The sequence below is a fragment of the Ferruginibacter sp. genome, assembly GCF_049840995.1.
GTDB lineage: Bacteria > Bacteroidota > Bacteroidia > Chitinophagales > Chitinophagaceae > Ferruginibacter.
Genome location: NZ_JASGIP010000004.1, coordinates 352,795 through 366,639 on the forward strand (window position 1 = coordinate 352,795; position 13,845 = coordinate 366,639).

At 42.9% G+C, this 13,845-nt stretch carries 9 protein-coding genes; 2 read left to right on the plus strand and 7 right to left on the minus strand.

Annotated features, from left to right (window positions below):
* Position 1: 1 nt before the first annotated feature.
* Complete coding sequence (mobA, locus tag QM738_RS12290; RefSeq protein WP_462277018.1) at positions 2–586, plus strand: molybdenum cofactor guanylyltransferase; 585 nt, start codon at positions 2–4, stop codon at positions 584–586.
* On the opposite strand, the gene QM738_RS12295 is transcribed toward mobA, so the two are convergent.
* The 7 genes from QM738_RS12295 to nirB all read right to left on the minus strand — a co-directional run bounded on the left by QM738_RS12295 (position 572) and on the right by nirB (position 12,818).
* Positions 572–2,062, minus strand: coding sequence for a rubredoxin (locus QM738_RS12295; RefSeq protein ID WP_462277019.1), 1,491 nt, complete (start codon positions 2,060–2,062; stop codon positions 572–574). The genes mobA and QM738_RS12295 overlap by 15 nt on opposite strands.
* 1 nt (position 2,063) lies before the next feature.
* A complete protein-coding gene (locus QM738_RS12300) occupies positions 2,064–3,002 on the minus strand; it encodes a nitrate reductase associated protein (RefSeq protein ID WP_462277020.1) in 939 nt (312 codons plus the stop codon).
* A gap of 49 nt (positions 3,003–3,051) precedes the next feature.
* Positions 3,052–6,630 carry a molybdopterin-dependent oxidoreductase gene (locus QM738_RS12305; RefSeq protein WP_462277021.1) on the minus strand — a complete coding sequence of 1,193 codons (3,579 nt, stop codon included), beginning with the start codon at positions 6,628–6,630 and terminating at the stop codon, positions 3,052–3,054.
* A 118-nt stretch (positions 6,631–6,748) separates the two neighbouring features.
* A complete protein-coding gene (locus tag QM738_RS12310) occupies positions 6,749–8,119 on the minus strand; it encodes a NarK family nitrate/nitrite MFS transporter (protein WP_462277022.1) in 1,371 nt (456 codons plus the stop codon).
* Positions 8,120–8,162: 43 nt separating this feature from the next.
* Complete coding sequence (locus QM738_RS12315; protein ID WP_462277023.1) at positions 8,163–9,701, minus strand: alginate export family protein; 1,539 nt, start codon at positions 9,699–9,701, stop codon at positions 8,163–8,165.
* A gap of 166 nt (positions 9,702–9,867) precedes the next feature.
* Positions 9,868–10,251 (minus strand): nitrite reductase small subunit NirD, encoded by a 384-nt coding sequence (gene nirD, locus QM738_RS12320; protein WP_462277024.1) that lies wholly within the window; start codon positions 10,249–10,251, stop codon positions 9,868–9,870.
* Between the two features lie 65 nt (positions 10,252–10,316).
* Entirely contained in the window at positions 10,317–12,818 is a 2,502-nt protein-coding gene (gene nirB / locus QM738_RS12325) for a nitrite reductase large subunit NirB (RefSeq protein ID WP_462277025.1), read from the minus strand.
* A 276-nt stretch (positions 12,819–13,094) separates the two neighbouring features.
* Between nirB and QM738_RS12330 the strand changes: the two genes are divergently transcribed.
* Positions 13,095–13,784, plus strand: coding sequence for a Crp/Fnr family transcriptional regulator (locus tag QM738_RS12330; RefSeq protein WP_462277026.1), 690 nt, complete (start codon positions 13,095–13,097; stop codon positions 13,782–13,784).
* Positions 13,785–13,845 lie beyond the last annotated feature (61 nt).

Sequence of the window (13,845 nt, forward strand, 5' to 3'; positions counted from 1 at the left end):
TATGACTGGTATCATACTTTGCGGCGGTCAAAGTTCCCGCATGGGAACAGACAAAGGACTCTTGCACTACGAGGCAAAGACCTGGGCGCAGACTGCACTTGAAAAGATGAACGTGCTGAACATCCCTGTAAAAATTTCTGTTAACCTGCAGCAACAACCGGAGTATGAAAAAGTGTTTGCACCGCAAATGCTTATTGCAGATGATGCTTCACTTGATCTTAAAGGGCCGTTGCTGGGTGTACTGTCTGCACATTTGCAAAATTCGGCCGAAGATCTTTTTATCCTGGCCTGCGATATGCCATTGATGGAACCCGGTTTACTCAAAGAACTGTTTGCTTTATACCAGCAAAGTAAAAAATACGAAGTGTTCATTTACACCAATAATAAAGAACCTGAACCTTTATGCGGCATTTATACTTCACAGGCTTTAAAAAAGATCGTTACAATGCTGCGGCAGGATAAACTGGTGCGGCACAGTATGAAATTTGTTTTAAGCCAGCTGGTGGTTTGCGAAATTGCGTTACAGGAAAATCAAAAGACCGCTTTCCGTAATTTTAATGCACACGCAGAATTAAACGGCCTGTAAATGCTGCAATGCAGCCCGTTCAATTTTATTGAATCCATTTTTCCCTGTTTCACAAAGCGGGCAGCAATATTCCGGAGGCAAGGCTTCAAACAATGTACCTGCTGCAATATTATTTTCCGGTTCTCCCATTGTTTCATCATATACAGTAAGGCAGCTGCTGCACTGGTATAAATACTGGTCTTCTTTTTTTTGAACTGCTTCTTTTTTTACATTTACGGCTGCTGTATTTGCTTTAAGCACAGAAGCCCGGTAGTTATAAAATTGTATCACAGAACGGTGCAGCTGCTCCGGTAATAAAATACGTGGATTGCCTTTGCTGAATATTTCGCCGGTACGCTCATTGGGGTTAAAATCCTTTGCACATAAAATATCATATACAGGGAATAATTTGATACGACCCATTTGTATAAGATGCCTGCGCCTGATGAGTATACTGCTGAACACTTCGCTTTTGCTGCGGGTTTTAATACCGATGCAAATACCAAATGTCCTGGTATCATCCATACTTAAATGCTTTACCAGGTAATTTTTCAAGGCCAGCCCTTCGGTACAATTATCTTCCACCTGGAAGTTGAGTTCGTTGGCTGCATGGCGCATATTTACTTTAAATTCTTCCAGCAACAGGTTCCACGCTGCTTTGTCTTTTTCTTCAATACCTTTTATAATGATACTTTTCCAGGAAGTGCAGCATATTTGCCCCAGCTTGGTATCAAGGCAAAGCCTGCAGATCTTTTTTAAGAATGATACACTGAATAATTCATCACGGCGGTAAATGCCCAGCCAGTATTTATTGTTATAGCGGTTCAGTCCTTCGTAATATGGCAGGTTGAATTGCGGCAACACAACTTTTGCTGCAGCTGGTTTCAAAATGATATTTTCTGTTTGCAGTAAAGCAAATAATGCATCGCCGCTGGCATTATTATTATCTATGAACCTGGCAGCATGTTGTGTAAGAATTGTTTCCACCTGTTTGCTTACGCCTGCAATATTATTAGTGTAGCAAAGTTGATCCCATTCGTATATCACATTTGTTTTAGGAAAGCGAATGATCAGATGCCAATAATGTTCGGCTGTTGCAGAAGCGATCCAGTTGATATTACCGGTGAGCATGGGCGTAAAGCTCTGGTTGCTGTCGCAGATATTGATCTTTACCGAGGGCCTGAAATCGATCTCATCCAAAATATCTTTATATACACCTTCGCTTAACCAGGTATTGTGTATAAAAACATCTTCGGCAGGATAGGAGCTGATGATATTGGGAAACTGTGCTGTATTTACTTCGTACCCGATCTGTAGTTTATCCAGTTCGGTAGTGAGCAAATTTGTATGATAACTTTCCGTGTCGATCAGCAATTGCTGCCTCAATCCAAATTTTACAAAGCGTACATGGGCCTTTGTTGCTGCAATAAGTATATTCAGCAGGTCGCCGGGGGAAATGATGCCGCCTTTAAAATTTATGATCACGGTGTTTGTCATATTATATCAAACCGAATTCTTTTATTGCCTTCGGAAAGTTTTTATTTTCATGACCCGGCCTGCACAGTTTTAACAGCGTAAAGCGTTGCAGGTTGGTCAACGAACTCCATTGTTGTTTTGTTATCACCAGGTCAAACTCTTTTGCTTTCTCTACCAGCATGGCTGGTATTTCTTCAAGATCTGCCCATGCCGGATGTGCTTCTACCTGCAATGCTGTTGCGTTGCTGCCGGTATATTTTTCCACCAAGCCGGACAAATAAGTGTTGTACTCTTTTGCTTCGTTTACTGTTGCAGCAGGCAGCAGTGCCAATTGTACCCTTTCTTCCTTCTTGAATTTACTCCACTCGGCCAGTTTTAATTTGATGCCTGCCGCATCCATCTTAAAGCGAACGATCATCGGTATACAACGCACATTCTCTTCAATAAAATCTTCTTCAAAATCAAAATATTCAATGTCTTTTACATTCCTGAATTCTGATGCGTTCAGTTCTTTCTGCATGCAAACACTTTCCGGCAGGTCTTTATATTGATCGTAATTTGGAATGATATGGTAGCCCGCTGTTTTATACAATGTGGTGGCCGGTATAAAATGAATACTGGTTTCCAGTATGGCATATTTAAAACCTTCCCCTGTTGCCCATTGTTCCAATTCATTCAGGATCATTTTTGATAACCCTTTGCCACGTTGTTCCTTTACCACGAACATTCTTTTTATTTCGACGGTATCCGCATTGTATTTTTTAAAACAACCGCTTGCCGCCGGTTCATCACCTGCGTATACCACTACCACCGTATCAAGATCCGGTACTTTATTATATTGGTCGTACTGCGCCTGGTCTTCCTGCAGTTCATTCCATAATTCGTGATCCAGCTGCCTTATGAGCGACTGAAAATCTTTGTCGTTTGAAGTGGTCCGTTTGATCTTTAGCTGTTGTTTCATTGTTGGATGGCTTTAATGTTGTTGGCAGATGGCCTGCTACAAAATTAAATCATGCTGTTACTGTATCCGTTTCTTTTTTTATCACATTTACCTGGCTGTCCAGTATGGCTTTTACTTCGGGCCTGCAGCTGCCGCAGCCCATACCTGCACCTGTAAGCTGGCACAACTGTAAATGATCGGTGCATCCTTCTTTTATTTTGTTGATCAAATTACCTGCGCCTACGTTGTTGCAGCTGCAAACCAGTTTGCCTATCACCGGTTCGGGCATTTTACCGCTGCGCAATAACTGCAACCGTTTTTCGCTCAGCTCCAGTTTATTTTCTATTAAATTCCTGAATTCGAGGAATTCACTTTTATCACCAATAAGAATGGCGCCTACCAGTTTATCGTTGTGTACAATACATTTTTTGTAATAGCGTTTTGCCCGGTCAATAAAAACGATCTCTTCATAAGTGGGATCGTTGTTGGGAATTTCTGCAAGCCCCAGCGAACAAAGATCCGTGCCGTGCATTTTTAAAATATTCATCAATAAACTACCATTGTAGAATTTAGCAATATCGCCGTTCAGGAATCTTGCCACGATCTCGGCCTGTTGTTCGGCAGCAGCAGTAATACCATATAAAAATCCTTTGAATTCAGCGATCTCGCCAATAGCATAAATATCTTTTTCACTGGTACGTAAATATTCATCCACCACTACACCTCTTTTACAATCAATGCCAGCGGTTTTTACCAGTTCGATATTGGGTACGGTACCAATGGCGATCACCAATGCCTGGCAATTGATGAGCAAACCACTTTTTAACCGTACTCCCGAAATATTCTTTTCGCCGATGAAGCGGTCGATCTCATCGTTGTAAAATATTTCGATACCCTTATTCACCAGTTCTTCATGCAGTAACTGGCTGCCCAATGGATCGAGCTGCCGGTCCATTAAGCGGGAGATGCGTTGAATGATCACCACTTTTACACCCACTTCTGTAAGCGATGCTGCCAGTTCAATGCCCAGCAATCCGCCGCCTACAATGATGAGCTTGCCTTTTGCCGGATCCACATGCGCTTTAAAATTATCCGCATCCACACGGCTGCGCATGGTAAAGATGCCTTTCATGGAAGGGATATCTTTCAGCATAAAGGCACGGCTGCCGGTGGCTAATAAGAGTACATCATAAAAATGTGTAACACCATTACTGTCGGTTACTGTTTTTTGTTCCTTGTCAATTTTTTCAATGCTTACGCCGCGATGCAATTTTATTTTATGATCCGTTTCTTCATCATCGCTCATCTTTATTAAATTATGCCAGGGCAATACGCCACTGATATAATCCGGTAATAACACCCTGTTATAAAAAGGAAAATCTTCCTTGCTGAATACTTCTATTTCATCGATGGTATTCAATGCCCGGTAACTTTTTACAAAACCACAGGCGCCTGCACCAGCGCCGATCACAATTATTTTTTGCCTTGCTTTTTTATACAACTGCACCTGTACAGCACTGAATTTAAAATCGGGTTCCTTGCTTTTGGGATCCACCAGGTTGTTGGTGAGGTTATTGGCACGGTTCAGATCGCTGTTCAATATTTTGCCCCAATGCATGGGTAAAAAAACCACACCGGGTTTAATGTCTTCAGAGAATTTTGCTTTTACCCTTACATTGCCGCGGCTGTTGAATACTTCGAGGATATCGTTGTCTTTTATTTTTCTCTTTGCGGCATCAGTTGGATGTATCTCCAGAAATGCTTCGCTGATATGCTGGTTGAGTTTATTCACCTTGCCAGTTTTGCTCATGGTATGCCATTGATCGCGGATGCGGCCGGTAGTGAGTATCAACGGGTGTTCGGGCGTAAGTAGTTCAGAATTATTGCTATCCCCAAAAGAATGGATATTGGCTTTTTTATCGGCAGTAAAAAACTGATGATCGGTAAACAATCTTGGCGTACCGTAATATGATTTTTTGTGGCCGGCGCTTTCTTCTTTTTTGTAAGGCCATTGCACCGCACGCTTTTCTTTCAGGATATCATAGTTTAATCCACTGATATCAATATGTGTGCCCGCTGTTAAAGCAGCGTGTTCGGCATATATGGCGGCACTGTCTTTAAAATCAAAACCGGTGTAGTCCATCTTCTTTGCAAACCGGCAAATGATCTCTGCATCCGGCAGTGCTTCACCTGGCGCTTCCACCACTTTATTCAGGTAAGCAATATAGCGGCCTGCATTGGTCATCGTGCCTTCTTTTTCTATCCAGGATGCAGCAGGTAAAACCACATCGGCATATTGTAATGTTTCCACTTTATTACTGATATCCTGCACCACTACAAATTTTGCTTTCTTTAACCCTGCTTCAGCTATGCGTACATCGGGCAGGCTGGTGAGCGGGTTGGTGCATAATATCCAGATGGCTTTCAGCTTGCCTGCATTCAAGGCATCAAACATTTCGGTTGCGGTTAAGCCTGGCGTAGGTTGGATAGTACCCAACGGGATTTGCCAGAATCTTTCCACTTCATTACGGTGCTGCATATTCGAAAGATCGCGGTGCGCCGGTAATAAATTACTCAATCCGCCCACTTCTCTTCCGCCCATGGCATTGGGCTGACCGGTAAGCGAGAAGGGACCTGCACCCGGTTTGCCGATCTGCCCTGTAATTAAATTCAGGTTGATCAACGACAGGTTCTTATTAGTACCGATCACACTTTGATTAAGCCCCATCGTCCACATGGTGATAAAACCTTTTGCATTGCCAATGTATAATGCAGCCAGCCGGATATCATTTTCACTTACACCGCAAATATGTGCAGCTTCTTCAACAGTTCTTGCAAAAACAGTTTCGCGGTATTGCGTAAATCCATTGGTGTTGTCGCTGATAAAATCAAAATCAATTTTCCCATCTTCTATCAAACACCTGCCGATGGCATGATGCAGGGTGATATCAGTTCCGGGATTGAGTTGCAGGTGCACATTTGCCAATGAACAACTTTGTGTTTTGCGGGGATCACTCACAATAATTTTCAATTCGGGATTTTTTTCTCTCGCAGCTTCCACACGCCTCCATAGAATAGGATGGCACCAGGCAGGATTAGCACCGGCAACGAATATCACATCGCATAATTCAAGATCATCGTAACTAACAGGCACGCTGTCTTCTCCCAAGCTCATTTTATAACCCATTACCGCACTGCTCATGCAAAGACGGCTGTTGGTATCAATATTATTGCTGCCAATAAAACCTTTGATGAGTTTGTTGAACACATAATATTCTTCTGTTAAACATTGTCCGCTTGCATAAAAAGCTACACTGTCGGGGCCATATTTATCTATCAATGTTTTAAAAACCGCAGCGGTTCGTTCCAGTGCAGTATCCCAACTTACCCTTTGCAGCGGCAGATTTTTATTGTACCGCATCTGCGGATATAACAAGCGGTCACTTCTATCATTCACCGTGTGGTGCAGGTTCATACCCTTACTGCACAACATACCTTTATTTACCGGGTGGTTTTTATCTCCTTCCACGGTAACCCTGTTGTGTGCATCTTTGCTTACAACAATGCCACAGCCCACACCACAGTAACAGCAGGTAGTGCTGTTACCTGCTGTGTGTTGTGAGTTTGATATGTTGTTATTGTCCTTCAAATAATAAGTTTAAAGATCCGAGCCTCAAGTAACAAGCTGCAAGGGATAAGCATTCTATTGAAAATATTTCTTTCCCTTGCGGCTATTCCCCTTGTCGCTTTTCCCCTTGCCACTGTTTTTAATTTACTGCCGGCACTGCAGCAAGCTCAGTTACAGTCGTTTTTTTCTGTGCGGTTACTGTTCTGAAAATAAAAACCGCGATGCCAACACCTACAATGATAAAACCGAGCAAAGTAAATGCTGCCGTATAATCGATCAGGTCCTTGGTTTTGCTGATGCCGTTCTCAATAACTGTTTTGGTGCCATGTGCTGCTTTTGCTTTGAACATAAATGCGATCAGCATAGCGCCGATATTACCACCTGCACCCACAATGCCCGCCACACTGCCCACAGCTTTGGGGCTTACAAAGGGCACCAGGCTGTAAGTGGCGCCATTGGCCATTTTCAGGCTGAAGCCAAAGATGAGCATCATGGTGATGGCCATAGCAAGGTTGCCGCTTTTTGCAAACCAGATGATGCCAACACCTTCCAGTAATAATAGTATAGATAGTAAAAATGATTTGCCATCATAGCCCCACACTTTACCCACTTTATCAGCAACAATGCCGCCCATTGGCCTTGCTATTAAATTGATCCATCCAAAAATGCCTGCAGCCATACCTGCAACCGCCAGTGTGGCGCCAAATGAATCGGTGAAAAAGATAGGAGCGAAATTGTCCACGGATATTTCCACGCCAAAACTTGCCGCATAAGCAATAGTTAATACCCAGGTACGGTAATCTTTTATAGCGATCAGGAAGGTGTTCTTTTTGGTATCTACTTTATAACCGGTGTCTTTATAATTGCCTTCGGGTGCATCTTTGGTATAACGGTAGTAAAGGAATGCGCAGATCAGTAGCAAAGCACCCGGCACAGTCATGGCATACCGCCAGCTGTCTTCCTTACTGCAAAACCCCAAAACAGTAAATGCTGAAGCAATGAGCGGCATAAAGAAGTTGGCAGCGCCTGCACCGGCATTACCAAAACCACCGGCAGTGGCATTGGCCGTGCCTTTAATAGCCGGGGCAAACATTACCGAAGTGTGAAACTGTGTAATAACGAATGAAGCACCGATAACGCCAATGAATAAACGAAATAATAAGAAGGAGGTATAAGAATTGCTAAAGCCTATGAGCAATACTGGTATGGCACATAGCAACAACAGCCAGGTATAAATGATCCTGGGTCCGAACTTATCCACCAGCCTGCCAATTAAAAGACGGGCTACAATAGTTGCAGATACCGAAGCGATCTGGATATTGCCGATCTGGTCTTTGGTAAGATGCAGTTGTTCCTTGGCGATCTTCATCAGCGGCGCCATGCCGAACCAGGCAAAAAAGCAACAGAAAAAAGTGAACCAGGTAATATGAAAGGTTTTCATCTGCACTCCTTTGAGTGAGAATATATTCAGTTTGCCAAGCGGTTGATTATTTATGGTGGTGGTAGACATGTTGTAATATTTTAAGGATGAAATGAGCGTGATGTTATAAGCATCACTGTTTAAATAAAAATTCCGGTTTTATACTGATCATCACATAACTCCACAAACCGGTAAGGTCGGCCGTGCCCGGTGTTATACCCTTGGCATATTCCATACTTTTGGAAGCAGCCATGGTACATATGCCCAACTCTACAGTGGTTATCTTGTTCAGGCTGTAATTGGTTACCAGGTCAAACTCACTGCCGAGGTATTTTTCAATAGCAGCGCCATTCACATCCTTCATATCTTTTGCCAGGGCGAAATAATGGTAATCCAAACCTGCTGTAAATCTTTTATTGCTGCTGCCGTATTTTATTTTAAAAAATGGGTTGCTTAATCCTCCTGCCGGTGAACCGGTTCCCACGTAGAAATAATCCATATAACCCCAGAATTTATGCGGCGTGCCATATAAAGGATCGAAACGATGGTTGGTGGTAGAAGTTGAAAATGCATCATTGCCACTTACATAATCCCATCCTATTGTATAGGTGAATTTATTTTTCGTGAAAGCAGCAGCAAGGGTAGAAGTATAGGCTGATAAGCTCACACCATCTTTATCTTTTCCACCCTGGTAATAAGCGCCGGCCGTTAATGCCAGTGTTTTATTTTTATTTAAAGGACTATTGAGTAAAAAGCCGGTAGTGAAGCGGCTGTTCACGCCTTTTTGATTGAATTTTCTACCGTACACATACCCGTTGCCGTTAGCTGTTGATGTAAGTACAGAATCCAGTGTATATTTTCCAAACTGGTCTGCCAGCAATAAAAAACTCAGTTTAGTGTTTTTAAAAGTTTTAGCACTGTATACATATTGTAAAGCCTTGTAGTTCTGGTTCATGCCATTGGTGGAAGGCGCATTTACAAAAGAAGGATTACCCGTCTTGCTGCTGACACCGCTGCTGTTCATCAATGGTATCAACCCAGATGGTGTTGCCACCAGGAAGCCTTTACTGTCTTTTACAGATGCAGAAATATTCGCTGCTGTATAATAAGTACCATTGTAATTAAATGCATCGGTATTTTGATTGAATGCAAAACCTGCATCTACCTGCCAGCCTTTGTTCAGCATTTTAAATACCACGGCATCGTGCCTGCGGGCCTGCTGCAGCCAATCCAGGTTGCCGAGTAACCTCACATCATCATACACCAGCTCCTGCCTGCCCAGTTTTACGGCAAAATAATCTACGGAAGGTTTTTTAAAAGAAGTATCTTTTTTATTGGCCAGTATTATTTCGGCCCATGCTTCGTGCAGGCCCAGCTTACTGCCATCTGCATTGCTGATGGTAGAAGCGTCCTGGCCCCAGACCCTTACATCCTGTAAAGACGTTTGCAATATCACGCGGCTGGTCTTATAATTGAATGTAAGCCTGCTGCGCTGCGAAGTAAAAACAGCAGCATCATTCCCCGTGGTTTTTAAAGTGCCCACACCGTTCCTGTATTCAGTACGGGTACGCACCTGTGCCGTAGCAGTCAGCTGGCCGCGGGAGTAAGAAAAAAATAAAACAGCAAGGATAAGAAACAGCATACTTTTCGTCGCCTTTATTTTTTTATTCATAATTTCGTTTTGGTTTTAAATTGTTTGCAATTTGAGATCAAATTCCGGCCCGGGCAGAGCGCAATTCTTCCGGGCCATTTGTTTTAAGGGGATTGTTATTTTATCATGTATTGATGTTTAGTGTTTAATAAAATTGTTACAGGCAGATCCATTATGGCATACTATTTTACTCCACTGCTATATACACTCTTCCGTCCTCCACTTTTACAGGATATGTTTTTATCGCACATTCATCACCGCCCAGGCATTCACCGGTCCTTAATGAAAATGTTTTTTTATGAAAAGGGCAGGCCACTTTGGGTTCATCTTCCAGCGAACCGATCATGCCGCGGCTTAAGGCCATTTGTTTACGGTGCGGACATTCATTCTGCGTAGCATACCATTCATTCCTCCTGCTGAAACGGAACAATGCGATCTGTTCATTCTTATATTTTACACATACACCACCATTCATCGGTACATCATGTACATGGCAGGCATAGAACCATACTTCTTCATTTACCGGAGAAAGAATTGCAGCAGATGCAGTTGATTGAAAGGGACTATTCATCTTGGTTTATTTACGGTTAACTGTTGTGGTTTAAAGAATATCGAAACGGGCATTGCAACGGAATTTTATTTCCAGTCCCGCGCCTTTACCTGTTGCCGCATAGGGTCGAACTGCACGGACGGATCTTTTTTCTGCGGTGCATTCACAAAATGCGAAAAACGTTTGCGCAGCTCCGGCGTTTCAATGGCCGCTTTCCATTCGCATTCGTAACTGGCTACATGCGCTTCCATATCTGCTTCCCATTGTGTATTAAGTCCCAGTGCATCTTCTATCACCACTGTTTTTAAATAGGCGATACCACCTTCCATTTTATTCAGCCAGGTGGCAGTACGGGTAAGCGGGTCAGCAGTTTTGATATAGAACATTAAAAAACGATCGAGGTATTTTACACAGGTCTCTTCATCAATATCGCTGGCAAGTAATACCGCATGCTGGGGCTTGCTGCCGCCATTGCCGCATACATACAGGTTCCATCCTTTTTCGGTAGCGATAATGCCAAAGTCCTTGCTCTGAGCTTCGGCACATTCCCGGATACAACCGCTTACGCCCCCTTTTAATTTATGTGGCGAACGCAGGCCACGATATCTTTCTTCCACCCTTATTGCGAAACTAACGCTGTCGTGTAGCCCAAAACGGCACCAGGTACTGCCTACACAACTTTTTACCGTACGCAGGCTTTTGCCATAAGCATGACCGCTTTCAAAACCTGCTTCAATCAGCTCTTCCCATATATCGGGCAGATCGCTTAAGTGAGCGCCGAACATATCAATGCGCTGGCCACCGGTGATCTTTGTATAGAGGTTGTATTTTTTTGCCACCTGGCCTATCACGATCAGTTTATCCGGTGTGATCTCTCCGCCCGGTATGCGGGGCACAACAGAGTAAGTACCGCCTTTTTGTATATTGGCTAAAAAACGATCGTTGCTGTCCTGCGCCGTATCATTGCCTTTTTTCAGTATCACTTCGTTCCACAAACTGGCAAGGATAGACGCAACCGGAGGCTTACACAATTCACAACCATCACCTTTACCAAATTTGTTCAGCACTTCTTCGTAGGTCTTCAATTCATTGATCTTTACAAGGTCAAATAATTCCTGCCTGCTGTAGTCAAAATGTTCGCACAAAACATTGCGTACAATTTTTCCCTGCGCTTTCATAGTATGCGTTACCAGGTCTTTTATCATCGGTACACAACCACCACAACCGGTACCGGCCTTGGTGCATTTTTTTATCGCATCCACCGATTCACAACCGTTTTCTGTAACACTGCTGCAGATCATTCCTTTGGTCACTGCTTCGCAACTGCATATCAATGCATCATCGGGCAAGCCGGTAATGCCTGCGCCTGCTGCTTCTTCATTACCACGACTGCCCAGTATCACATCTTCGGGATTGGGTGGCAATACCATTTTGTTCTTGGTAGTTTGCAACAGCATATTGTATTGTGCTGCATCACCCACTAAAATGCCGCCGAGTAAAGTTTTGCCATCGACGCTGATGTTGATGCGCTTGTAGGTGCCTTTGTTGGCATCATTCACAGCAATGGATCGTACCTGGTCACCACTGATAAACGGATCGCCAAAACTGGCCACATCCACACCAATTAATTTTAACTTGGTGCTCATATCATACGCAGCAAAATATTTATTACCGTTGGTAAGATTAGCGGCTACCACATCTGCCATTTCGTAACCGGGCGCCACCAGTCCATAGATCATTCCTTCAAACAAAGCGCATTCACCAATGGCATAAATACTTTCATCACTCGTCTGTAATTTTTCATTCACCACAATACCACCTCTTGTGCCGGTTTGCAGACCGGCCAGTTTTGCCAGTTCATCTCTTGGTTTAATGCCTGCAGAGATCACCAGCATATCCACATCAATTTTTGTATCGTTGGTAAACTGCATGCCGGTGATATGTGTATCACCGAGTATCTGCGAAGTGTTGGTATTGGTAAGAATCTTCAGACCTAATGCTTCCAGTTTTGATTGCAATACATTACTGCCTGCATCATCGATCTGTCTTGGCATCAGCCGCGGTGCAAATTCAATAACGGATGTATCTGCAACACCCAGGTCTATCATGGCTTTGGCAGCTTCCAGTCCTAAAAGGCCGCCACCTATCACGGCACCCTTCTTTGCTTTCTTTGCCCAGGCCGTCATCATTTCCAGGTCTTCGATCGTTCTGTATATGAATACACCATCTTTTTCGGTACCCGGTATCGGCGGTACAAAAGCAGCAGAGCCGGTGGCCAGCACCAGGATATCGTAGGGGAGCGTTAAACCTTTATGTGAATCCACTGTTTTGGCATCACGGTTGATCTGTGCAATGGGGTCACCCAGGTAAAGGGTAATATTGTTTTCGGCATACCAGCTGGCAGGGGCCATGGTAAGTTCTTCGGCAGTTTTTCCGGCAAAATATTCGCTGAGATGAACCCGGTCATAAGCGGGCCGCACCTCTTCGCCAAAAACAGTGATGGAGAATTGACCCGGGATGGATCGGGCTACCAGCTTTTCGCAAAATTTGTAGCCCACCATGCCGTTACCAATGATAATTATATTCATGCTGCAATTTTTTAAAGTAAAAAATTAAAGCAAGCAATCGTATTAGTAAAATATATATTTAATATTTTTTAACGGTAAATATGTCAAAAATGCTATTAAAATATATTTTATATCATAAACATACTATTTTGTTTTTTAGAAAAAAAATATTTTGCCCAAAAAATATTACATATTTAATATTGTAATGTGATAAAATTTACCGCTTATCGACAATCTATTTATCTGATTATAAAGATTTTATTTTTATTTTTGTACGCATTTTTTAAATAAATCAAAATGGTATTAAAAAAATACAAATGTGATTTAAAAAGCTGCTCGCTTTGCCAATCCTGCAGCAAAGAATGGTTACCTGCTATTGATGCCAACAGGAAAGTATACCAGGTGAAAAAAGGTGAAATGCTTTTTAAAGAAGGAGAGGAAGTAAAGGGTATGTACTTTATACACAGTGGACTGGTTAAAGTACATAAGAAATGGGATGATGAGAAAGAAATGATCCTGCGTTTTGCAGGGCAGGGCGCCATCGTGGGCCATCGTGGCCTGGGGAGCGATACTATTTATCCTGTATCGGGCACAGCGTTGGCCAATAGTGAAGTATGTTTTGTAGATATGGATTTTTTTACTGCTACCTTAAAAATGAATCCTGAATACATGTACCAGTTGCTGATGTTCTTTGCATCAGAACTGAAGGAATCAGAAAAGCGCATGCGCAACCTGGCGCACATGAGCACCAAGGGCAGGATCGCGTATGCGTTAACGTCACTACAACAAAAATTCGGCAGCGATGCAGATGGATTTTTAAATATTGTTTTATCAAGGCAGGATCTTGCATCTTACACCGGCACCACGTATGAAACATTGTTTAAAATGATGAATGAATTTGGTGCAGATAGTATTCTCCGTTTTTCAGAAAAGAAGATCGGTATCATTGATGCCGGCAAACTGGCACAGGTATACGAAGAACAATAAAAAGAATCCGCCGGCATGGTACCGGCGGAAATAAATGAATCCTTATTTTTTCTCCTTATAA

Excerpts from the sequence above, each read along its gene's own strand:
- QM738_RS12330 (WP_462277026.1), top strand. The coding sequence starts at position 13,095 with ATGGTATTAAAAAAATACAAATGTGATTTAAAAAGCTGCTCGCTTTGC.
- QM738_RS12310 (WP_462277022.1), bottom strand. The coding sequence starts at position 8,119 with ATGTCTACCACCACCATAAATAATCAACCGCTTGGCAAACTGAATATA.
- mobA (WP_462277018.1), top strand. The coding sequence starts at position 2 with ATGACTGGTATCATACTTTGCGGCGGTCAAAGTTCCCGCATGGGAACA.
- QM738_RS12295 (WP_462277019.1), bottom strand. The coding sequence starts at position 2,062 with ATGACAAACACCGTGATCATAAATTTTAAAGGCGGCATCATTTCCCCC.
- QM738_RS12315 (WP_462277023.1), bottom strand. The coding sequence starts at position 9,701 with ATGAATAAAAAAATAAAGGCGACGAAAAGTATGCTGTTTCTTATCCTT.
- QM738_RS12300 (WP_462277020.1), bottom strand. The coding sequence starts at position 3,002 with ATGAAACAACAGCTAAAGATCAAACGGACCACTTCAAACGACAAAGAT.
- nirB (WP_462277025.1), bottom strand. The coding sequence starts at position 12,818 with ATGAATATAATTATCATTGGTAACGGCATGGTGGGCTACAAATTTTGC.
- nirD (WP_462277024.1), bottom strand. The coding sequence starts at position 10,251 with ATGAATAGTCCCTTTCAATCAACTGCATCTGCTGCAATTCTTTCTCCG.